Genomic DNA, 22,112 nt, shown 5'->3' with positions numbered 1-22,112 from the left:
TTATGCTGAAATATCCGATAAAGTTTTTCCAGTTTTTTATTTACACTATTATTTAAGTAAATATTTGATTACTAAAATTTAAAAAGCACAGAATAGTCGAGGATTTATATCGGTTGCAAAATCGGCATATTTCATTTTAAACTTAGGTATGCCTAATTCTTTTGGTGCTATTTCATCGACCCCAAAGTAGATCACCACACCGTCAAACGTTAAATAAAATGCTTGTTCTGCAGGGATTTTAAAATCATCAAGTGCATAATACCAACTTACATTTTCGGTAATTGTAGATTTTATGTACTCAGATACAAGATTTATATAATCTACATTCGTGTTAAAAACATCTGCTAGAGTAAGCTCCCTCCCTGTAATTAGATCGACATTGTAATTGCTTAGAGTATTATACAAAATACCGATAGAAAGCGCTTGACCTTTTAAATCAAGTATACAGCTTAGGACTGAATTCATATTAAAAGTTATTGCATAAGTAGAAGTCACATCAAAACGTGTTGGACTTTGTGAATTATCTTCAGCAACTTTATTAAAATTAGCAGCCTCCCTTGAAATAGATTCTTTGTAGTAATTTACAGATTTTTCTATAGCACTACTGACATTTCTTAAAACTGCTGGATTTCCTGCATTTGGCTGACCTGCAATATTAAACAATGATGGATACTGCATGTCAAAGGAAAAGAAACCTTCCCTTCCGAAGTCTTCATTAAATCTGACGTACAAAATATTATGGCTACAATTTCCAGTGGCGCGATTATTTATCATGCAAATGCTCCTCTCTACATAAATTTAAGATATAATAGAGTATGAATTAAGATGCAATTGTGTTAATAAAAAGAACATAAATCGTATAAAATTATGGTATAATACTGAATATTAGATGTACTATACAGGAGGAAGAAATGTTATTACTTGCAGATAAATGGAAAGATTATGAACTTATAGATATGGGAAATGGAGAAAAGCTTGAACGTTGGGGACAGTATGTGCTTAGAAGACCAGATCCTCAAGTAGTTTGGCCTATGGAAACTGAGTGGGCTCTATGGAAAAACCCTCATGGGCACTACCACAGAAGTAATAAAGGTGGGGGAGAATGGGAACATAAAAAGAAGTATCCTGAGCAATGGACTATAAATTACAAAGCTTTAAAGTTCCATATAAAGCCGACTGGATTTAAACATACAGGTCTTTTCCCAGAGCAAGCGGCAAACTGGGATTGGATGATGGAAAAGATCAAAGGAGCAAATAGACCGATTAAGGTATTAAACCTATTTGCCTATACAGGTGGGGCTACAGTTGCATGCTCATATGCAGGAGCTGAAGTTTGTCATGTCGATGCTGCCAAGGGAATGGTAAACTGGGCTAAAGACAATATAGAGTTAACTGGACTTAAATCTAGACCAGTTAGATTTATAGTAGATGATGTGGTAAAATTTGTTGAAAGAGAGATTAGAAGAGGTAAGAAGTACGATGCTATAATAATGGATCCTCCTTCTTACGGGCGTGGTCCAAAAGGTGAAGTTTGGCAAATAGAGGAGAAATTATTTAGTTTTGTTGAGCTTTGCATGGGAGTTCTTTCTGATGATCCTCTGTTTTTCTTAATAAACTCTTATACTACAGGTTTTTCTCCTATAGTTCTTGAAAATGTGTTATCTACAACTGTAGGGAAGCAAGTAAAGGGTGGTAAAATATACGGCGGAGAGCTTGGAATACCGGCATCTAGAGACGGAAAAACATTGCCGTGTGGAATATTTGGAAGATGGGAGAGTGTATAGTGGTAAAAGTTATATACGAAGACAACCATCTTTTAGTAGTAGAAAAACCAGTAAACATACTTTCTCAGTCTGATCAGACTAATGATAAAGATATGGTAAATTTACTTAAAAAATATTTGAAAGATAAATATAACAAGCCAGGCAATGTTTTTGTTGGGCTTGTTCACAGACTTGATAGACCGGTTGGAGGGGTAATGGTGTTTGCCAAGACCTCTAAAGCGGCTTCGAGGTTATCGGAGCAAGTGAGAAATAAAACATTTAAAAAGACTTATAGGGCTGTCGTGCATGGCTGTTTTAACAAGGAAAATGATATATACAAAGATTTTTTATATAAAAATAAAAAGACAAATATGGTCAGTGTTGTAAATAAAGATCATAAAGAAGCCAAAAACGCAGAACTAAGCTTTGAATTATTATCTAGCAAATATAATTTAAGTTTTGTAGAAATAGATCTAAAAACTGGAAGATCACATCAAATCAGAGTACAGTTTGCTAGCAGAAAGCATCCGCTATTTGGCGATCAGAGATATGGACAAGAGGTCAATAAAGTGGGGCAACAGTTGGCATTATGGTCACAAAAGATAGAGATAGTTCACCCTACTACTAAAGAAAAGATGGAATTTGAATCTTTAGAACCTAATGAGTATCCATGGAATTTATTTTAAAATGATTGAGGGTGGATCACATGAGTAAATACTTTTCTATAGGCGAAATGGCAAGACTTCATAAGATTAGCATTCAGACACTTAGATACTACGATCAAATAGACTTATTTAAACCAGTACATGTCGATTACGATAGTGGTTATAGGTATTATTCTATAGATCAATTCTCACAGCTTGATTTGATTAAGTATTTAAAATATCTTGGGATGTCGCTTAAAGAGATTAAGATAAATCTAGACAACAGCAATGAAGAAATACTTAAACTACTAAATAGTAAAATAGGAATGGTTGAAGATAAAATAAAAGAGTTAGAGCTTATTAAGAAAGTTTTAAGTTCTAAAAAGGATACTATCGAAAAAGGTTTTAAATCCGATGAAGTCGGTAAAATTGTAAGAAAACATATGACTAAAAGAAGCATTCTATCTATCAACTATGAAGAAGGGCTTACTCACGAAGAAACATTAGAGCTGTCGAGAAGACAGATCGCTAATATTTTAGAAGAAAATATATCAGTTTTTTACGGAGGAGTTAGTGGGCTTATCTCTATAGATAATTTTCTAAAAGAAGAGAGAGTAAATTATGAAAACAGCTTTGTGACAGTTGAAAGAGATTTATTTAATGAAAAATCACAAAAGTACATTTCAGAGATTTCTTCTGGAGACTTTATTTGTATGACATATAAAGGAGACTACAGTGAAAACTATGAACCTATAAAAAAACTTGTAGATTACGTAGAGTACAAGAGAATACCTGTAGAGGATTATATTTATGAAATTCCAATAATAGATCCTTTATCTGTCAGTGATAAGGATGATTTATTAACCGAAATACAAATACAGGTTAAAAAGAGAGAAATAGATACTAGATGTCTAGTATAAACTTATAAAAAAGGGAGCATCTCGGAAATAGAGATACCCCCTTTTTTATTTTTTGAAGCAGTCTTTATTAATCAACTATATTTATTCAGTTTTTGAAATGCCAAGTTTAATAATTTACAGCCGATCTTAGTAAGAACATATATAATCACTTTACATAAAATAAATATTAGTTAAATATTTATTTGGTTACTTCGATAGGAGGTTGTTATCAATGAATGATTGCGAATTGAAGTGTGATATTGAGAATGAGTGTAAAAGTGAAAGAGGCAATATTTATATTTCTGGACTTGGAATAGAGTCATCTAAAGGAGTTATTTCAGTAATAGATGGCGAAAACCACAATATAATCGAAAAAATAAAAGTTTCATCAGATGTCAGAGGTATTGATGTAAACAATTATACTAAGTTAGTTTATGTTGCAAATATTACCGGAAATAATGTGTTAGTAATTGATTCAAAGAGCAATAAAGTTGTAAAAAAAATCGATGTTGGAGACTCACCTTTCTTTGTAAGAGTAAATCCCAATACAAATCTTGTATATGTAGCTAATAGAGGTTCGAGATTTGTATCTGTTATAGATGGGATAACTAATAAAGTAATAAAGAATATTAAGACTCCGAAAGCAAGCTTGCAAGCTAAAATAGATATAAATTTAAATACAAACACAATATATATTTCAAACAATGGATCCAATAATATTACTGTTATTGATGGGATTACAAATTCGGTAATTGAATATGTAGATGTAGACTCAGCTCCATCGGGAATTGCTGTGAATCCTAATAACAATAAATTATACATTGGGTACAATTCATCTAGTACAGATTATGTTACAGTGTTAGACGGAGAGAGCAATAAAATTATAGATAAAGTTGTAGTTGATAAAAGACCCCAGTTTTTAAGAGTAAATCCAGCTACTAATCTTGTCTATGTTTCAAATGCTACAAGCGGAACAGTATCGGTTATTGATGGGGCGTCGGATGAAGTTATAAGATCTATTAGGGTAGGGGTAGCACCTTATGACATAGCCTTAGATGTTCATAGAAACATAATATATGTTGCTAATTATAGTTCGGGAGATATTTCAGTTATTAGAGGAAGTGATAATTCTGTAATGGAAACCATATCCCCTGATATTTGTGGAACTTGGGGAGTTGGGGTTATAGAATAAAAAATAAAATTTAATTATCATAAATGTAAATAAGACAGTATGAAGGTAAATTAAAATAATGTAGACATCCGATGATATGGATTAAACAACCTGTACTGTCTTAAATTTTGTCTAGAATTAAGAACTCTATTGTCAATATAGTGTTTTAATACATATTATGGGAAAAAATATAAAAATACCATTAGATTATAAAAATATTATACAAAAAAGAGATTGACTCTATAGTAACTATAGAGTTTATAATAAATTATAACACAGGAGAAAAAAGTATTTATATGTCGAATGAATAAAATCATTTGCAGAATAAGTTTTTATAATATGGTATTTTTTTGAAAAATGGATTTTATAAAAAAGTTAAGAAATACTAATTGTGAAAACGATATTTATTAATAGTATGGAGGAATGGAAATGAGTATGAATAAAAATCATGAGCTAGAAACAAAAATAATTCATTGGGGTCACGAACCAGATCCAACAACAGGATCTTTAGCTTCTCCGATTTACCAAACTGCTACTTTCGCAGCTAAATCGGTTGAGCACTTTGAAGAGTTATGCATGAATTGGGGCTATGTATATTCTAGAGAATGCAATCCTACTTTAACAGAATTAGAAGCTAAATTAGCCATGCTTGACAATGCAGAAAGCGCTATCTCAAGTACATCTGGTATGGGTGCAATAACATCTACTTTACTAGCTTTAGTTAAAAGTGGGGACCATATAATAAGTTCTAATGGTATATTTTCACACACTAAATTATTTATGAGTGAGTTACTAGCTAAATTTGGTGTAGAGGTTACATTTGTAGATGCTATAAATCCTCAAAACATAAAGGATGAGCTAAAGGCAAACACTAAAATAGTTTATATAGAAACTCCTTTAAATCCATCTTTAGATTTAGTAGATATAAAAGCGGTTGCTGATATAGCACATGAAAATAAGAGTTTATTAATAGTAGATAGTACTTTTGGAACTCCTATAATTCAAAGACCGTTAGATTTAGGAGCTGATTTAGTAATACACAGTTTAACAAAATATATGAATGGTCATGGTGATGCGTTAGGCGGATCTGTTGTTGGTTCAAAAGAATTAATAGACCTTGTAAGATGGCCAAGCCTATGTTGTTTCACAGGAGCTTCAATGTCTCCACTAAATGCCTGGTTGATATTAAGAGGAATGAAGACTCTAGATATGAGAATTAAAAAACATTGTGAAAATGCTTTAGCAGTAGCTGAATTCCTAGATAGCAATGAAAACGTTGAGACAGTTAAATATCCAGCCCTAAAATCACATCCTCAACATGATTTATGCCAAACTCAAATGAACGGTCTTGGAGGCGGGGTTGTTTCGTTTAAATTAAAAGACGGAATAAACGGACTTACTAGAGATCAAGCTAGTAGAAAATTAATGAATTCACTAGAAGTATGTACTATAGCTACAAGTTTAGGTGAAGAGCATACGCTTGTTCAAATGGATGGAGAAAACCTTATTCGAATAGCCTTAGGGCTTGAATCATCTAAAGATATAATAAATGACTTTGTACAATCTATTGGAAAAATAAAATAAATTTAAAGATAATTAATGGATACCTACTCGTAAAAGCAAAGGTAAATATCCACTGATACTAAATATTATTAGGAGATAAACAATGGAAAAAAGAGCAATATTAAACGATTTTCAATTATTTTCATCTTGGCATTTGGTATGACTGCAATGTACAGTTTGCCATATATGAAGTCGGCATTTTACGATCCGATGCAACAAGCATTATCGCTTAGTCATACTCAAATAGGTAACTTACTTAGTACTTACGGTATGGTAGCTATGGTATCATATTTCGTAGGTGGCTGGTTTGCAGATAAATTCTCAGTTAAAAAACTTATCACGCTTTCACTTGTTATATCGGGATTATTAGGATTCTACTTTGCAACATTCCCATCTTACAGCATGTTAGTTGTAATATTTGTTTTATGGGGATTCACTACAATAATGACATTTTTCCCAGCTTCAGTTAAAGTTATAAGAATGCTTGGAGATGAGTCAGAGCAAGGAAGGCTGTTTGGATTCTATGAAGGTTTATCTGGTATAGCTGGAACATTAATATCATTTATAGGACTTTACTTCTTTGGCAAGTTCGCTACTATAACAGTAGGTTTTAAATACGTTGTTTGGCTATATTCAATATCTTCAATAGTGTGCGGAATAATACTGTACTTCTTAATCGAAGATGTTAAAGAAACAGAGAAATCAGATGGTGGAATGAGTATATCATCATTCTTAAAAGTAATAGCTATGCCAAAAGCTTGGTTAATAGGATTGACAATATTCTCAGTTTATTTAGTATTCTCAAGTTTGACATACTTAAGTCCTTACTTATCAGAAGTTTATGTTATGCCCTTAACTGTAGTTTCTGCATTATCTATAATCAGAACTTATGTTATAAAAATGGGGCTTCTCCTATTACTGGTATAGTAACTGATAAAGTAGGATCTTCAATAAAGGTATTATTTGTAGGGTTCTTATTAATGGCTGTAAGTACAGCAGCATTCCTAGTAATACCAAAGAGTTCATCGTTCATGTGGATAGCAGTAATCAACATGGTAATACTTAGTGTTATACTATTTGGTGCAAGAGGGATATACTTTGCTACAGTATCTGAATCAAATATACCTATTGAAACTACAGGTGCTATAGTTGGATTTGCATCATTCTTAGGATTTTCTCCAGATGCGTTCTACTATACAATAGCAGGTAACTGGCTAGATAAGTACGGACAAACTGGATACACTTATATATTCATACTTTCAGTAGTTTGTGCATTTGTAGGGATATTCTCGACTTACACACTTATAAAAATGAATAAAAAAGACAGCACAAAAGAAGCATAAAAGTTAACTTAATATAAAACATAATTAATTTATTGTGTATACAATATAATGGGGATGATCTAAAATTTTTAGTTCATCCCCATTATTAGTTATAGTTATAAATGAATTTGCATTGGTTAGGATTACTTATAGGTGATTATTTTATGCTTTAATATTAAATCATATATATTTAAATAATATAAAAAAGATTGTATACTATAGTAGATAAAATAAGAGGGGTGAATTGTTTATGGATAGATACACTGGTTTTTATATAGATAAGCCCATAGGTAACAATAAATTTTCATTTAATAAAAGAAAAAATAAAAAAATATATGTGCCAAAACTTATAAAAGGTGGTTTAAACGATGTTGTACTAGGTGATGAAGTATGCTTTGATGAAGTTGAATGCGGGAAAGAATTGCTTTGCAAAGGACTTAAAAATTTAGTGGAATATATTTATGAAGGCAAAAAATATATATATTTGATAACCATAACCATGCGTTTTATTTCTGGATAAAGAGCTATTTATCAGGAGCATTTGCAAAAGGGTGTAAATTAGTACATGTAGACCAACATAAAGATACTCGAGTTCCCGAAAATTATAACGTAAATATAGAAGATATAGATGATGTATTTAGATATACAAATGAAGTGTTAAATGTAGGTAGCTTTATTAAACCGGCGCTAGAATTCAATTTGTTTTCAGAAGCTATAATAATAGATAGCTTGTACGGATTTGATCTAGACATAAGTGGTGAATTTGTACTGGATATTGATCTCGATATATTTTCAGAAGATATGAACTATATTGACTACGATTTTAAGATAAGTAAAATAAAAGGATATATAGCTAAAGCTTCTGTTATAACTGTAGCTACAAGTCCTTTCTTTATAGATCAAAACTATGCTATTAAGGTGTTAAAAGAATTGTTTAATTATGATATAATGTAATAGTTAATAAAGCCAATACAGAAATTTTGTAAAATAAATCAAAATATAATGTATAAATATAAGGTAATTTAGGAGGAAAACTTATGAGTTTATTTGAATCTTGGAATGATTTAAGTGATAATCATGATAGCCAAGACGCCGAAGTTAAATTTTGGGAAGAATATTTAAAAATTGAGGCTAGTATATATAACGAAATTTTAAATGAAAAAATGGATGTTGTAGAAGGTAAGGTAAGTGAACTTGCTGAAAAATTTAATACATCAAATGAATACTTTATGGGATTCATAGATGGAATAAGTGAAAGTTTAAAAGAAGAGATAGTATTAGAGAATGTAGAAGGTGACTCTGAAATATCTTTAAAAATAGAATGGGAAAAACTATTCTTTAATATGGTAAACGTAGAAGCTCATTGGCTATACGGGCTTCCAGGTTGGGATGATATCCTTTCATTAGATCATAGAAAACAAGTTATCAAAGACTACAAAAAATCTAAGACTGTAGTTAAAGAAGAAAAAATAGGAAGAAACGATCCATGTACGTGCGGAAGTGGGAAGAAATACAAAAAATGTTGTGGTAAGTAATAGCTATTTTGCATAAAATTTTAATATTGTCAACTGAAACTATCTCAATATAATTTTAAATATAGAATTATGGTGAGATAGTTTTTTAAATTAGAAGTATAGATTGGAGAGATTATGGTAATTTTTGTAGACGCAGATGCCTGCCCAGTTAAAAAAGAGGTAGTTAAAGTAGCAAAAGAGTTTGGATTAGAAGTATATATGTTTACAGATACAACACATGAGATCAACGATGGATACAGTAAAGTTGTAGTGGTAGACAAAGGAGCAGATTCGGTTGATTTTGCAATTGTTAACAAGCTTAAAGGAAATGATGTACTGGTGACTCAAGATTACGGATTGGCATCTATGGCTCTAGCAAAAAAAGCTTTTGTCATACATCAAAATGGATTTTTATATACATTAGATAATATAGATCAAATGTTATTTGAAAGGCATTTAAATAGTACAGCAAGAAGAGGAGGGTTTAGAACCTCTAACCCTAAGAAGAGAAAAGAAGCAGATAATAGCAAGTTTGAGAATTGCCTTAGAGAATTAATAAAAACATTTGAGAGAAGTGGGGGAAATCAATTATGAAGTTCATAGACTTACACTGCGATACAGTCTCAAAACTTATGGAAGATATAGAAAAATACGGACTTAGATCAAATAATTTTCATGTAGATATTGAAAAACTAGTAAAAGGCAATTGTTTAGCCCAAACTTTTGCACTTTATGTAGATATTGATGAAATAAAAAATCCATACGAATACTGTATGAGGATGGCAAAAAAGTTTCATAACGAAATGGATAAAAATAAGGATATTATAAAAATAGCTACAAACTACGATGAAATAATGAAAAATAAAGTAGATGGAAAAGTTACGGCACTATTGTCTATAGAAGAAGGGGCTGTATTGGTAGGAAATATTGTAAATCTTAAAAAGTTTTACGATTTAGGTGTGAGGATGATGACTCTTAGCTGGAATCATAAAAATGAAATTTGTTACCCTCACAATGATGCAAAATACAGAGATAAAGGACTTACTGATTTTGGGAGAGAAGTTGTTTGTAAAATGAATGAGTACGGTATGCTTATTGATGTTTCACATATATCGGATGGAGGTTTTTATGAAGTAGCTGAGTTATCTAAAAAACCATTTATAGCTACTCATTCAAACTCTAGGAAAGTTACTAATCATACTAGAAATCTGAGTGATAATATGATTAAAATACTTGCTGATAGTGGAGGGGTGACAGGAATAAACTTCTTCCATTCGTTTTTGAGTGATGCTAACGGAATTGAAAGTAAGATTGAATATATGGTAAATCATATTAAACATATATACAATGTCGGAGGAATTGATGTAATAGCAATTGGATCTGATTTTGATGGTATAGAATCAAACGTAGAAATAAAAGATGTATCTGAAATGTATAAATTGTACGATCCATTAAAAAAAGAAGGCTTCTCAGACGACCAAATAGAGAAAATTTACAATAAAAATGTACTTAGAGTAATCAAGGATGTTTTATAAAGAGTAAAAGGAGTAGCTGTAAACAAATCTTTGCATTAAACATAGTATAGACTAAGAATAATTTATTGGAGGTTTATTTACTATGAAGATAGGAGACGTTGTAGCTAGAGAATCATATAATAAAGATATAATCTTCAAAATAGTATCTTTTGGTTTAGACGAAACAGGGGATAAAATAGCTATTTTAAAGGGGGTTGCATTTAGAATAATAGCAGACGCTAAATTAGATGATTTAGTATCGGTTACAGCTCCTGATTTGAGGGAGATATTAATAGATAAAGAAGTCGAGACTAGGCTAACCAGATCAGTAAAAAAGGCTAGAGATAGAGAAAAGAAGATGACAAGAGCTCTCCCTAAACTTCAATCTAATTCTAACGCATATGGTATACCGGGAAAAGTTCTCCAAATCGATGGTGATAAGGAGTATTTAAATATATGTCTTGATGTATACGCAGAATTGGGAATTCCAGCTGCTGGAGTAGCAATTCCAGAATCTAATCAATATAAAGAGGTTAGAGGGCTGCTAGAGAAGTATAATCCAGATATACTTGTAGTAACTGGTCACGACTCTATGACGCTTAAGAGAGGTAATATAGAGAATATAAACAACTATAGAAATTCACTTAATTTTATAAAGGCAGTAAAAGAAGCGAGGAAATGGCAACCTAATTTAGATAGCTTGGTTATCTTTGCGGGCGCTTGCCAATCAAATTATGAAAAAATAATAGGAGCAGGGGCTAACTATGCGAGTTCTCCTGGAAGAATAATGATACACGCGTTAGACCCTGTTTTTATTGTTGAAAAAATAGCTTGTTCTAGAATCGATGTGGTAGTTCCTATAGAAGAAGTAATAGATCAAACTGTCACAGGAGTAAAGGGAGTAGGAGGATCAGAAACTAGAGGAAAATTTAGATGGGCCATGCCAAAAACGATGATTTAGTAAAAAAATCACAATAATTTAATAAAATTTTGAAAAAGTATTGACTTTTATTTCAAAAAAATATAAAATTATTGTTTATGGATTTGACAAGTATGTTTATTTATGATATTATGTAAACATATAAACGTTAAAGAAGGTGATTTTGTGGCTACTGTTCAAACTCTGGATAAGATCAGAATGAGCTTAGAAAGACACATTGGCAAGAAAATTTTATTGAAGGCCAATAAAGGAAGAAAGCAGATTATTACTAAAGAAGGTATACTTGAGAAAGTATATCCAAGCGTGTTTGTTATAAAATTGGATGATGAAAGTAATGGATACCCAAGGGTATCATACAGTTATTCGGACCTATTGACATCTAATGTTAAATTGCAAGTATACAGAGATCAAGATAATTTACAGATAAGTTAAAAATTACACCTATTTTAAATAGGTGTAATTTTTTGTTGTCCTTTTAATATAAATATAGTGTGATATTTTATTTTTGTATTAGGGGGGTAAACTATGGAACTTATTAAAGATGTAATCAAACTTGATAATAGAATAGACTTTGGGAAATTCCAAACTTTTATTGAAGCGGAAACAGTTGTGCCAGATAAAAAAATGGATGTTTATGAAATTGTCAAAACAGAAGGGTACATATCGTTTAGAAAGGTAGAGGCAACTGATGGAAAGGTACTTTTTAGAGGAAGCTTTAACTACAATGTTATTTACATAGCTGATGATAAAAAGACTGTATCAAATGTAGATGGAAAGATAGATATAAATGAAGTCGTAGAAAAGGACAATGTGCTTCACAATATGGATCACATGATTTTCCCAGAGGTCGAGCATATGGATTGTACTATTATGAATGAAAGAAAGCTTAAAATAGGAGCTCTTATGAATGTTAGAGGTAGCTTATTTGAAAAGCAGGCACTAGACATAGTAAAAGATGTCGCTCAAGTAGAAGGCATACAAAAGCACAGAAAAGAAATAAAATTCCAAGATATTGTGGGTCTTGAACAGTCTGAAAGTTCGATAAGGGATACTATAAATATAAATACTGATGAAATACAATCAATTATAAGCTTAAACCCTTGTATTAGAGTAAAAGAAAGCAGAGTAACAGACAACAAAGTCATTGTAGGTGGAGTATTAGAAATAAACCCTCTAGCAAGCACTTATGAAGGCGAGTTAGTTGAACTTGATAGAATAGGCATAGATTTTACTCAATTTGTAGAGATGGCTGGAGTTAGCGATGGAATGAAAGAGGAAGTTTTACTTACAATGTCCGACTTTAGTCACAACTTTAGACAGAGTTCAGACAGTACTAATGGAGTGCTTGAAATAGACTGTACTGCCCTTTGCAAAGTAAAAGTAACCGATGAAGTAACAAGAGAGGTATTACAAGATGCGTATTCTCCACATACAATGATTAAGTTTGATCAGAGACCAATTAAATTAAACAAAGTCTTAAGCAACTTTGAAGATACATTTACAGTTAGAGAGACGCTTAGAAATGATAACGACGACATACAGATAAAAGATCTAGTTAGTGTGTGCTGTACAACATCTATAGAAAATTCATTTGTAGAAGAAAATAAAAGCTTTATACAAGGAATAATAAAACTCGACATTCTGTATATACCAGTTGAAGGATTAAAAATGGTATACAAAATAAGCGAAGAAATTCCTTTTGAACACGACATGGCAATAGAAAATATGACAGATGTATCTAGTGTGTTTAATACTGCGACAATCGATAAGATAGATGCCGATTTAAATAGAGACCAAATAGACTTAACAATAAGACTTAAAAGGGTTACAGAAGCCTTAGATAAAAATACAGAGAGCTTTATAGTAAAAGGGGAAGATCAAGGTCCATACGACTTGTCAAATGCTCCAAGTATAATCGTGTATATGTGTAAAAAAGGAGATACTTTCTGGAACATAGCTAAAAAGTACAACACGACTGAAAGCGAAATAGCAGATTTAAATGAGATTAGCCTAGAAGAGCCAATTCAAGAGGGTAAATGCCTGATACTTGAAAAGAAAGTTGCTATGCTAGGGTAGATGATATATATAGTATAATCTGTAGTAAACTATAAGAAGAATAGTTTTACTAGGGGATTGTCTCAGAATAATGAACTGCTCTCAATCGAGCGAAAAGCTAAAACTATAAAATTTATGATTTATTAAAAGGGTAGAAAATATGAAGTGTACTTCATATTTTCTACCCTTTATTTTTATTTCAATTTTAATTATACCTAAATGTAAAAATTACAAAATTCTGCATAAAAAGCGGTTTTTTTGAAAATCTTTAAAAGGTAATGAAGAATACGGATATTTTATAGTATAATTAATATATAACAAATTGAATTTGTATTCATGATACAGGAGGCAGTTATGGGGTTTATACAATTAAAGAGTAGGGCTAAGATAAATTTATCTATAGATGTTGTAGGAAAAAGAGAAGATGGATACTCTTTAGTAGAGATGATCATGCAGTCGATAGATTTGTACGATATTATCAAAATAAAAGAAATAGATAATAATAGCATAAAAATCAAAAGCAATAGCTCAAATATGCCTTTAGATAGACGTAATATAGCTTATAAAGCTGCAGAATTGTTTAAAAATGAGTTTGGTATTTCTAAAGGTTTAGAAATATATATAGAAAAAAATATTCCTATAGCGGCAGGTCTGGCTGGAGGAAGTTCTAATGCAGCAGCAGTGTTAGTAGGACTCAACAATTTATGGAATCTAAACCTAACAGAAACTGAACTTAAAAATATAGGGGTTAAATTGGGTGCTGATGTACCGTTTTGTATATCTGGAAGACCGGCTCTTGCTCAAAATATAGGAGAAGAGTTGACTGATATAAAGGGTCTTCCAAATGGGACAAACATCGTGGTCTGCAAACCGAATATATTTGTATCTACAAAAGATGTATACCAAGATTTAAATATGGAAGTTATAAAGTCAAGACCTAATACAAAGTTTTTGCTAAATAAACTTGAAGAAGAAGATCTAGAATCCGTATCTAAAAACATGGTAAATGTATTAGAAAGTGTAACATCAAAGAAGCATAGACAAATAAAAAAAATTGAGCGTATTATTATGGATGCCAATGCTTTAGGAACTTTGATGAGTGGTAGTGGTCCTACAGTTTTTGGGATATTTAAAAATGAAGAGGATGCATTGAACTGTAAACTGGAACTATTGAAAAGGTATGAACAAGTATATTTTACTAATAATAGTGATAAAGGGGTTGAAATCAATGTATAACTTGCTTAAGCTAGATTTGAACAACTATAGACCATTGAGAGATGTAGTATTTGAAAATTTAAGAGAATCAATTTTAACAGGGAGATTAAAACCGGGTCAAAGACTAATGGAAATACAATTGGCAGAAGGTTTAGGAGTGAGCAGGACGCCTGTAAGAGAGGCTATAAGAAAACTGGAACTTGAGGACTTAGTAGTGATGTTGCCTAGAAAAGGTGCGTATGTAACCAATATGTCTTTAAAAGAGATTCTAGATGTGCTAGAAGTGAGGGCAACTTTAGAGAGTTTAGCGGCAAAATTGGCAGCTAAAAAGAGAAATGAAAAAGATATTGAAAATTTAAAACAGATTTTAAAAAAATTTAAAAAACTCAGTGAAAAAGGAAACAAGAATGATATGGTGACAATCTCGGAAATTGACATAGAGCTTCACCACTTCATATTTAATATAGCAAACAATAAATCTCTAACTAAGACGACTAAGATTATTTGGGAAAAAGAATATAAATTTAGATTGTCCTATATGAGTGACTATGATATGTCGCTTAGAATAGCTGACGAACATGAAAAATTGATAAAAGCGATAATAGAAGGCGATGTCACAGAAGCTGAAAAATATGCGTTAAATCATATTAAAAATAGCGAAGAGTATATAATTAATAATGCAACACTCAAAAGCGTAGAATTATAAGAAGGGAAACCTTCTTTTTCTTTTATTCAAATACTAGAATTGTATAAACTTATATTAAGGAGGAGTATTTTGGGAGAGAAAACGACTGTAAGAGATATTTTAAATAACCCACAGTTTGAAGGTATGGAGGTTATTGCTGGAGAAAAGGGATTGGACAGAATTGTAAAATCTATAACAGTTATGGATGCACCTGATCCGTTTCCATGGACAACAGGCAATGAAATAGTATTGTGTAGTGGATATATATTTAAAGTAAATCCAGATCTGTTTGCAAATACAATTAGAAAATTACACAATAACGGGATGTCATCGATGTTTTTGAAACTATCTAGATTTATAAAAGTTTTACCAGACGAAGTTAAGCAAGTCGCAAACGAATTAAACTTTCCAATAATTAATGTGCCCATAAGGTTTGCATTTATAGATGTAATAAACCCTGTCCTTATACAAATAATAGACCACCAATCAGAATCACTTAAGATATCAGAAGAAATAAACAATAAGTTTTCTAATATAGTTATAAACAATGAAGGAATGCAAGTGATAATAGATGTATTGGCTGGTTTGCTGAAGGAAGATGTACTCTACTACGATTTACATTTCCAAAAGATGTATTTTTCTAATAACAAGAATCATTTGTACGAAAGTATAAAAAAATTTAATATAAAATCAATACTTGAGAAATACGATCATTATAGAATTGGTGTGAATAATGAGACGTATGGGTACATCATATTTTTAAATGATAATGGGTTTATCATAAATAGTGATGCAAACAATGCGTTGACACATGTCAATACAGCGATAATACTAGATATCCAAAAAAAGATATCAAGTATGCAGATAAAAGAGAGACACAAAAATGAATTCGTACAAGATCTTATTATGAATAATATCAAGTTTAAAGACGAGATTAAAAGTAGGGCATCAATATACGGATGGAATTTTTCAGGGGATATATGTACAATGGTCGTGGATATAGATGATTTTAAAGATGAGTATATAAAGCTCGAAAATAGATCATATATCGATAGAATTGAGAATGAAAGTAAAAAAATACTGCAGACTTGTATCGACTTTATGAAAATAATGTACAATGACACAGCATATGTTAAATTCAGTGATAGCATTGTATTTGTGATACAGTTAGGCGAAAAGAAAGAAAATGATTTAGATAAGTATTTAAAAAAGTTGGGTGATGATTTAAGAGTAGCTATTGCCAGCAAACATAAGTTCACTGCAACAGTAGGGTTTGGAAGCACAAAGGCCGATGTAATGGAAACGCATAAAAGCTATAAAGAAGCTAGTTTGTCGATAAAGATAGGTAGGATAATTCACAAAGGCCATGATGCTACTATTTTATACGATAAGCTAGGGGTGTACAGACTTTTATATACAATTTATAAAAATGAAGAGACGAAAGAATTTTATAAAGAAAAATTATCTGCTATCTTAGAACACGATAAAAATTATAATTCAGAGCTTTTAAAGACTCTCTTGTGTATTATAGATAATGATTGGAATTTAAAAAATTCAGCTAAAGATATGTTTGTACATTACAATACAATGAAGTATAGATATAAGAAAATTTGTGAATTGATGGAAGATGATTTAAATAATTCAGAATCTAAAATGAACCTGTTATTGGCAGTTAGAATATATCAGTTGTTTGATTAGCTTGATTTTAAAAAATTCAATAGTTTATTTAAAGCTGGGAAATTAACCTGGCTTTTTTTGTTTTCAATATTTATTTCTAAAAGCAACTGTACGATCTATTTTTTCTGATAAGTTTGTTAATGTTCGGTTATGCTCGGCAATATTAAAATTCATATGTCCTATAGATACAAAAAAACAGGTTTTATTTGTTATCAAAGAACGATGAAAGATTTTTCAGAATAAATTAAACTATTTATAAATTAAATTATAAATTGCAAAATAAATATTCGAAAGGGGCGAAAAAAATGTTGAAAGAAAACGGTATTATAGCAAATGAATCTAAGGCAAGTTCGTATAGGTGGGTAGTATGGGGTATATTAGTAGTTATTTATCTTACAGTATTCTTCCATAGAATGTCAGTTGGAGTTATAGTTGGAGATTTAGAACAGTCGTTTGGGATGACTGCAACGCAAATAGCAAATTTAGGTGCAATGTACTTCTACGCATATACATTTATGCAAGTGCCTACAGGGATTTTAGTCGATTATTTAGGACCTAAAAAACAGTTATAGCCGGTAGTATTGTAGCCGCTGTTGGTTCAATATTATTTTCGTTCTCAGGTACTATAATGTTTGCGTACCTAAGTAGACTTCTTGTTGGGCTAGGGGTATCAGTTGTATTCTTATCAATACTTAAGATACAAGCTAACTGGTTCCCATCAAAAGATTTCGCTACAATGAGTGGAGTTACAAGTTTTATAGGAAGTTTAGGTGGATTACTTGCACAGACACCACTTTTAATAATAGTAGGTTTAGTAGGTTGGAGGGCTTCATTTTTATCGATGGGCGTTATATCTGTAGCTCTTGCTTTTCTAGTGATGGTATTCATCAAGAATACTCCTAGTGAAAAAGGTCTACCAGAAGTAAATCCAGTTCAATCAGCTCCTACAGAGCAATCGGAAAGTATAATGCAACAATTATTTGAAATAATTAAAAACCCTAAAGTTTGGTTCCCAGCAGTAGCATTTGGAACGATAAATGGTTCAACGTTATTATTTTCAGGTACGTTTGGTGTTCCATACTTAATGGAAGCATTTGATATAACTAAAACAGCAGCGGCAAATATAGTTTCTCTATCTCTATTGGGTTCAGGAGTAGCATGTTTATTAGTTGGTAAGATCTCAGATACAATGCAAAATAGAAGGATACCTATGTTGGTGCTTTCAGCAACAGGAATAATCGGTTGGGCTATTCTAGTGTTTATGGGTTCAAACTTACCATTATGGTTAGTAACAGCAGCTTCAATAATGATAGGTGTAGCAGGATCAATAGGAGTTATTTGCTGGTCGCTTGGTAAAGAAGTTAACGATCCAAAGCTAGCGGGAATGTCAATGTCGATAGTTAATGTTTGTGGATTCTTCTTTGCAGCAATACTGCCAGTAATTTGTGGTAAATTTGTTGATGCAAATTTAGCTAAAGGTTTAGACCTTGCAGCTTCATATAGAGGGGCATTTATTGTTCCGGTAATAGCAGTTTTAGTATCATTTGTGTTTGCATTATTTGCAACAGAGACAAAAGCGAAAAATATATATAAGGGATAAGGTGATATTATGTCAAATATACTAGATAAATCAAAAGGGATTGAAGATTATATTGTATCTTTTAGAAGGGAAATGCACGAAAATCCAGAGTTAAGTGGTCAAGAGGTTAGAACACAAGCAAGAATAATCGAAGAATTAGAAAAACTTGGGGTAGAATATAGAAAAGCAGGAAGAACTTCAATTATAGCGTGGATAAAAGGTGACAAGCCAGGTAAAACTGTAATGCTTAGGGGAGATATAGATGCTCTTCCAGTATTAGAAGAATCAGGTGTTGAATATGCGTCAACTAAACAAGGTTTAATGCATGCTTGTGGTCATGATACACATACAGCTATGCTACTTGGGGCAGTAAAGCTTTTATCGGTAATGAAAGATCAAATAAATGGTGAAGTAAGATTTTTCTTCCAAGAAGCAGAGGAGACATTTGAAGGAGCAAAATTAATAATAGCAGATGGTGGGATGGAAGGTGTAGACGGTTGCTTTGGAATGCACAACTATCCAGATGTTGAAATAGGCAAAATAGTTATTAATCCTGGGTATATATCTGCAGGATGTGATACTATACACATTAAATTTGAAGGTGTTTCAGGACATGGATCGACTCCACATCTAGCAAAAGATACAATACATCCAGCAGCAATGTTTGTTACAGATATACAAGGTATAGTTACTAAAAATGTAAATGCTCAAGAGCCGATAGTAATATCAGTAGGTAAATTTTCAGGAGGTACAAAAGCAAATATAATAGCGAAATATACAGAACTCGATATATCATTAAGGTATTTCAATAAAGACGTAAGAGATTTAGTCCTTAAAGCTTTACAAAGACATGCTAAAGCAATAGCAGAGGCATACGAAATAAAAGTTGATATAGAGATAATACCAAGTACATTAAGTGTATACAATGATGACGGTTTAACTGTACTAGCTAGAAAATCAGCTCATGAAGTATTTGGAGATGACTGTCTTGATGACATGCCAAAACTTATGGGATCAGAAGATATGTCGTTCTATTTTGAACATGCAAAAGGAGTATTTGCATGGATCGGTTCAGGCAATAAAGCTAAAGACTGTGTTTATCCTCCTCATCATGAAAAATTTAAAGTTGATGAAGATTTCTTAAAATACGGCTCAGCACTACATGTTCAATATGCATTAGACTTCCTTAACCAAAAATAAATCTAACAAACAGCAACAATAAAGTACTAACATTTATTCAATATAGAAGTTAGTACTTTATTGTATAAAAATTCAAGTAAGATAAGTGAAAATAGAAAATACAATTAAGAAAGGAGTATTAATATGTCGGATATACTAAGTAGGGCAATAGGAATTGAAGATTATATAATAGCATTTAGGAGAGATCTTCACGAAAATCCTGAATTAAGTGGTCAAGAGGTTAGAACACAAGTAAGAATAATTGAAGAATTAAAAAAAATAGGTGTCGAGTATAAGAAAGCTGGCAGAACGTCTGTTGTAGCATGGATAAAGGGCGATAAGCCAGGTAAAACAGTAGTGCTTAGAGCGGATATAGACGCACTCCCAATGCAAGAGGAATCAGATGTGGATTTTAAATCAAATGTGGATGGAAGAATGCACGCTTGTGGTCATGATGCGCATGCTTCAATGTTGATGGGTGCTGTAAAACTTTTATCAGAGATGAAGGATCAGATAAAAGGAGAAGTTAGGTTCTTCTTCCAAGAAGCTGAAGAAACTTTTGAAGGAGCCAAGAGAATAATAGCAGATGGTTGGATGAAAGGTGTAGACGCATGTTTTGGAATACACAATTATCCGGAAATAGAAGTAGGAAAATTAGCCATAAATAAAGGATATATACAAGCGGGATGTGATACTATATACGTGAAATTCGAAGGGGTATCAGGTCATGGATCAACTCCACATCTAGCAAAAGATACAATACACCCAGCAGCTATGTTTGTCACAGATATTCAAGGAATTATTACTAAAAATGTAAATGCTCAAGAACCTATAGTTGTGTCGGTAGGAAAATTTAATGGAGGCACAAAAGCAAATATAATAGCTAAGTACACAGAACTAGATATATCGATGAGATCATTTGAAAGAGAAGCTAGAACCAGAGCTCATGAAGCAATAAAAAGACATGCCAAGGCAATTGCAGATGCTTATGAATTAAAGGTAGATGTAAAAATAGAAGAAAGTGCATTAAGTGTATACAACGATGAAGTACTTGCAGATGTTGCAAGAGGATCTTCTTTTGAGTTATTCGGTGAAGATAGGGTGGTTGAATTTAATAAGCTGATGGCATCAGAAGACATGTCTTTTTACTTAGAGTATGCAAAGGGAGTAACAGCTTGGCTAGGCTCGAAAAATGTTGAGAAGGGATGTATTTATCCACCTCACCATGAGAAGTTCAAAGTTGACGAGGTCTTTTTAAAATATGGTGCAGCGCTTCATTCGCAATTTGCAGTTGATTTCTTAAACCAAGAATAAGTTCATTATAATTTTTATACCAACAATTTTAAGAATATTGACTATTACTTGAGTTTTAAAGCATCTAAACTCTTAATCAGGTTCTTCTTTATTATATGTATTATTTCTTTTAATTATAAATTAACTGACAAAGTCGAATTAAAATATGAATAATTCAGCTGCTTCTGGTTATACTCCAAGATAGTAAAATCATAAAGGGGGCAGTTTGATGAAGATAAGAAAGATGAGATTAGTAGTTTTAATACTTGGATTAGTATCAGTTATAACAATAATGACCGTTACTATAAGTGGTGAAGCTCTTAAAATAAATAATATATCTAAAAACTACAAGGAAAAGTTGATCAGATTCCATGTAATAGCAAATAGCGATTCTGATGAAGATCAAGCGCTTAAACTAAAGGTTAGAGATGAGATAATATCATACCTTCAACCTAAACTAGAAAAATCTAAAAGCATAGAAGAAAGTGAAAAAATAATAAAAAGCGAGTACGAGAACTTAACGAATATAAGCAATAAAGTTATAGTTGAAAATGACTATGACTACAATGTGAAGGTAGGTATTACATACAGTAAATTCCCTACAAAACAGTATTCTAACATGGTATTACCAGCGGGAGAGTATAAGGCATTAAAAGTTGTGATTGGAAAAGGTGAGGGTAAAAATTGGTGGTGTGTGATGTTTCCACCACTATGTTTTGTAGATGAGGAAAATGGAGTTATAGATAAGGAGACGGATGAGAAGCTTAGAAGTGTATTAACTGATGATGAGTATAAGCTTATAACACAAAAAGATAGAGATAGTGTAGGTAAAACTAAGATGAAATTTAAGATTGTTGAAATAATGGAAAAAATAGAAAAATCATTTTAAATTTATTTTATGAAATAAAAGTAAAACCCAAGTAGACAGAATAGATACCTATTTTGCTATTTTAAGTATTGATTCATAGACTCTTTATTCTTTAGATAAATAATAAAAAATATAAATAAAAATAAGGAAGTAAATTATGTGCTATCTTTTTTAGAAAATTTTTTCTATTTAAGGATAGCTCCTTTATTTTTTTGTCAAAATAATCTATAA

22 protein-coding genes and 1 pseudogene are annotated in these 22,112 nt (G+C 31.6%); 22 read left to right on the top strand and 1 reads right to left on the bottom strand.

Annotated features, from left to right (window positions below; genetic code table 11):
• Positions 1 to 78: 78 nt before the first annotated feature.
• Entirely contained in the window at positions 79 to 774 is a 696-nt protein-coding gene (locus T473_RS0108420) for an RsiV family protein (RefSeq protein ID WP_024621515.1), read from the bottom strand.
• A 137-nt stretch (positions 775 to 911) separates the two neighbouring features.
• On the opposite strand from T473_RS0108420, the gene T473_RS0108415 reads away from it, so the two are divergent.
• The 22 genes and pseudogenes from T473_RS0108415 (at position 912) to spoIIR (ending at position 21,902) form a co-directional block, all read left to right on the top strand.
• Positions 912 to 1,784, top strand: a complete 873-nt coding sequence (locus T473_RS0108415) for a class I SAM-dependent methyltransferase (protein ID WP_024621514.1) — start codon at positions 912 to 914, stop codon at positions 1,782 to 1,784.
• Entirely contained in the window at positions 1,784 to 2,449 is a 666-nt protein-coding gene (locus T473_RS0108410) for an RluA family pseudouridine synthase (protein ID WP_024621513.1), read from the top strand. The genes T473_RS0108415 and T473_RS0108410 overlap by 1 nt, the downstream gene beginning before the upstream one ends.
• Positions 2,450 to 2,469: 20 nt before the next feature.
• Entirely contained in the window at positions 2,470 to 3,327 is an 858-nt protein-coding gene (locus tag T473_RS0108405) for a MerR family transcriptional regulator (protein ID WP_024621512.1), read from the top strand.
• A gap of 211 nt (positions 3,328 to 3,538) precedes the next feature.
• The gene (locus tag T473_RS0108400; RefSeq protein ID WP_024621511.1) at positions 3,539 to 4,498 is read left to right on the top strand and encodes a beta-propeller fold lactonase family protein; all 960 of its coding nucleotides are present in this window, start codon (positions 3,539 to 3,541) and stop codon (positions 4,496 to 4,498) included.
• Positions 4,499 to 4,906: 408 nt separating this feature from the next.
• Positions 4,907 to 6,061, top strand: coding sequence for a trans-sulfuration enzyme family protein (locus T473_RS0108395; protein ID WP_024621510.1), 1,155 nt, complete (start codon positions 4,907 to 4,909; stop codon positions 6,059 to 6,061).
• Positions 6,062 to 6,208: 147 nt separating this feature from the next.
• Positions 6,209 to 6,967, top strand: a complete 759-nt coding sequence (locus tag T473_RS19130) for an MFS transporter (protein WP_242825893.1) — start codon at positions 6,209 to 6,211, stop codon at positions 6,965 to 6,967.
• A 53-nt stretch (positions 6,968 to 7,020) separates the two neighbouring features.
• The gene (locus tag T473_RS19125) at positions 7,021 to 7,383 is read left to right on the top strand and encodes an MFS transporter (RefSeq protein WP_242825892.1); all 363 of its coding nucleotides are present in this window, start codon (positions 7,021 to 7,023) and stop codon (positions 7,381 to 7,383) included.
• A 229-nt stretch (positions 7,384 to 7,612) separates the two neighbouring features.
• Positions 7,613 to 8,316, top strand: a pseudogene (locus T473_RS16515) (peptide arginase family protein).
• Positions 8,317 to 8,399: 83 nt separating this feature from the next.
• On the top strand, positions 8,400 to 8,897 hold the full coding sequence (locus tag T473_RS0108380; protein ID WP_024621509.1) for an SEC-C metal-binding domain-containing protein: 498 nt from the start codon (positions 8,400 to 8,402) through the stop codon (positions 8,895 to 8,897).
• 114 nt (positions 8,898 to 9,011) lie between these two features.
• Entirely contained in the window at positions 9,012 to 9,470 is a 459-nt protein-coding gene (locus T473_RS0108375; protein WP_024621508.1) for a YaiI/YqxD family protein, read from the top strand.
• Complete coding sequence (locus T473_RS0108370; RefSeq protein WP_024621507.1) at positions 9,467 to 10,411, top strand: dipeptidase; 945 nt, start codon at positions 9,467 to 9,469, stop codon at positions 10,409 to 10,411. Before T473_RS0108375 ends, T473_RS0108370 begins: the two co-directional genes overlap by 4 nt.
• Before the next feature lie 82 nt (positions 10,412 to 10,493).
• Positions 10,494 to 11,351 (top strand): sporulation peptidase YabG, encoded by an 858-nt coding sequence (yabG, locus tag T473_RS0108365; protein WP_024621506.1) that lies wholly within the window; start codon positions 10,494 to 10,496, stop codon positions 11,349 to 11,351.
• A gap of 144 nt (positions 11,352 to 11,495) precedes the next feature.
• The gene (locus tag T473_RS0108360; protein ID WP_024621505.1) at positions 11,496 to 11,762 is read left to right on the top strand and encodes a Veg family protein; all 267 of its coding nucleotides are present in this window, start codon (positions 11,496 to 11,498) and stop codon (positions 11,760 to 11,762) included.
• Positions 11,763 to 11,855: 93 nt separating this feature from the next.
• The gene (locus T473_RS0108355; RefSeq protein ID WP_024621504.1) at positions 11,856 to 13,406 is read left to right on the top strand and encodes a DUF3794 and LysM peptidoglycan-binding domain-containing protein; all 1,551 of its coding nucleotides are present in this window, start codon (positions 11,856 to 11,858) and stop codon (positions 13,404 to 13,406) included.
• A 333-nt stretch (positions 13,407 to 13,739) separates the two neighbouring features.
• Positions 13,740 to 14,621: a 4-(cytidine 5'-diphospho)-2-C-methyl-D-erythritol kinase gene (gene ispE, locus T473_RS0108350; RefSeq protein WP_024621503.1), complete on the top strand. Its 882-nt coding sequence runs from the start codon at positions 13,740 to 13,742 to the stop codon at positions 14,619 to 14,621.
• Positions 14,614 to 15,306 (top strand): GntR family transcriptional regulator, encoded by a 693-nt coding sequence (locus T473_RS0108345; RefSeq protein ID WP_024621502.1) that lies wholly within the window; start codon positions 14,614 to 14,616, stop codon positions 15,304 to 15,306. The genes ispE and T473_RS0108345 overlap by 8 nt, the downstream gene beginning before the upstream one ends.
• A 69-nt stretch (positions 15,307 to 15,375) precedes the next feature.
• Positions 15,376 to 16,983, top strand: a complete 1,608-nt coding sequence (locus T473_RS0108340; protein ID WP_024621501.1) for a PucR family transcriptional regulator — start codon at positions 15,376 to 15,378, stop codon at positions 16,981 to 16,983.
• Between the two features lie 284 nt (positions 16,984 to 17,267).
• Positions 17,268 to 17,534 (top strand): MFS transporter, encoded by a 267-nt coding sequence (locus T473_RS18070; protein WP_051365893.1) that lies wholly within the window; start codon positions 17,268 to 17,270, stop codon positions 17,532 to 17,534.
• Positions 17,531 to 18,562 (top strand): MFS transporter, encoded by a 1,032-nt coding sequence (locus T473_RS16510; protein ID WP_077173595.1) that lies wholly within the window; start codon positions 17,531 to 17,533, stop codon positions 18,560 to 18,562. Before T473_RS18070 ends, T473_RS16510 begins: the two co-directional genes overlap by 4 nt.
• 9 nt (positions 18,563 to 18,571) lie before the next feature.
• Positions 18,572 to 19,741 carry an amidohydrolase gene (locus T473_RS0108330; RefSeq protein ID WP_024621500.1) on the top strand — a complete coding sequence of 390 codons (1,170 nt, stop codon included), beginning with the start codon at positions 18,572 to 18,574 and terminating at the stop codon, positions 19,739 to 19,741.
• Positions 19,742 to 19,864: 123 nt separating this feature from the next.
• On the top strand, positions 19,865 to 21,034 hold the full coding sequence (locus T473_RS0108325; RefSeq protein ID WP_024621499.1) for an amidohydrolase: 1,170 nt from the start codon (positions 19,865 to 19,867) through the stop codon (positions 21,032 to 21,034).
• 208 nt (positions 21,035 to 21,242) lie between these two features.
• Positions 21,243 to 21,902: a stage II sporulation protein R gene (gene spoIIR, locus T473_RS0108320; RefSeq protein ID WP_024621498.1), complete on the top strand. Its 660-nt coding sequence runs from the start codon at positions 21,243 to 21,245 to the stop codon at positions 21,900 to 21,902.
• Positions 21,903 to 22,112 lie beyond the last annotated feature (210 nt).

The organism is Clostridioides mangenotii TR, assembly GCF_000498755.1.
In the GTDB taxonomy this organism is placed as follows: Bacteria; Bacillota; Clostridia; order Peptostreptococcales; family Peptostreptococcaceae; genus Metaclostridioides; species Metaclostridioides mangenotii_A.
This window is presented reverse-complemented; position numbering and strand designations above follow the sequence as displayed.

What these genes read in the sequence shown, in the direction of transcription:
- T473_RS0108330 (WP_024621500.1), top strand. Translation starts at nt 18,572, where the DNA reads ATGTCAAATATACTAGATAAATCAAAAGGGATTGAAGATTATATTGTA.
- spoIIR (WP_024621498.1), top strand. Translation starts at nt 21,243, where the DNA reads ATGAAGATAAGAAAGATGAGATTAGTAGTTTTAATACTTGGATTAGTA.
- T473_RS0108400 (WP_024621511.1), top strand. Translation starts at nt 3,539, where the DNA reads ATGAATGATTGCGAATTGAAGTGTGATATTGAGAATGAGTGTAAAAGT.
- T473_RS0108370 (WP_024621507.1), top strand. Translation starts at nt 9,467, where the DNA reads ATGAAGTTCATAGACTTACACTGCGATACAGTCTCAAAACTTATGGAA.
- T473_RS0108375 (WP_024621508.1), top strand. Translation starts at nt 9,012, where the DNA reads ATGGTAATTTTTGTAGACGCAGATGCCTGCCCAGTTAAAAAAGAGGTA.
- T473_RS19125 (WP_242825892.1), top strand. Translation starts at nt 7,021, where the DNA reads ATGGCTGTAAGTACAGCAGCATTCCTAGTAATACCAAAGAGTTCATCG.
- T473_RS0108325 (WP_024621499.1), top strand. Translation starts at nt 19,865, where the DNA reads ATGTCGGATATACTAAGTAGGGCAATAGGAATTGAAGATTATATAATA.
- T473_RS0108420 (WP_024621515.1), bottom strand. Translation starts at nt 774, where the DNA reads ATGATAAATAATCGCGCCACTGGAAATTGTAGCCATAATATTTTGTAC.
- T473_RS0108415 (WP_024621514.1), top strand. Translation starts at nt 912, where the DNA reads ATGTTATTACTTGCAGATAAATGGAAAGATTATGAACTTATAGATATG.
- T473_RS19130 (WP_242825893.1), top strand. Translation starts at nt 6,209, where the DNA reads ATGTACAGTTTGCCATATATGAAGTCGGCATTTTACGATCCGATGCAA.
- T473_RS0108355 (WP_024621504.1), top strand. Translation starts at nt 11,856, where the DNA reads ATGGAACTTATTAAAGATGTAATCAAACTTGATAATAGAATAGACTTT.
- T473_RS0108345 (WP_024621502.1), top strand. Translation starts at nt 14,614, where the DNA reads ATGTATAACTTGCTTAAGCTAGATTTGAACAACTATAGACCATTGAGA.
- ispE (WP_024621503.1), top strand. Translation starts at nt 13,740, where the DNA reads ATGGGGTTTATACAATTAAAGAGTAGGGCTAAGATAAATTTATCTATA.
- T473_RS0108405 (WP_024621512.1), top strand. Translation starts at nt 2,470, where the DNA reads ATGAGTAAATACTTTTCTATAGGCGAAATGGCAAGACTTCATAAGATT.
- T473_RS18070 (WP_051365893.1), top strand. Translation starts at nt 17,268, where the DNA reads ATGTTGAAAGAAAACGGTATTATAGCAAATGAATCTAAGGCAAGTTCG.
- yabG (WP_024621506.1), top strand. Translation starts at nt 10,494, where the DNA reads ATGAAGATAGGAGACGTTGTAGCTAGAGAATCATATAATAAAGATATA.
- T473_RS0108395 (WP_024621510.1), top strand. Translation starts at nt 4,907, where the DNA reads ATGAGTATGAATAAAAATCATGAGCTAGAAACAAAAATAATTCATTGG.
- T473_RS0108380 (WP_024621509.1), top strand. Translation starts at nt 8,400, where the DNA reads ATGAGTTTATTTGAATCTTGGAATGATTTAAGTGATAATCATGATAGC.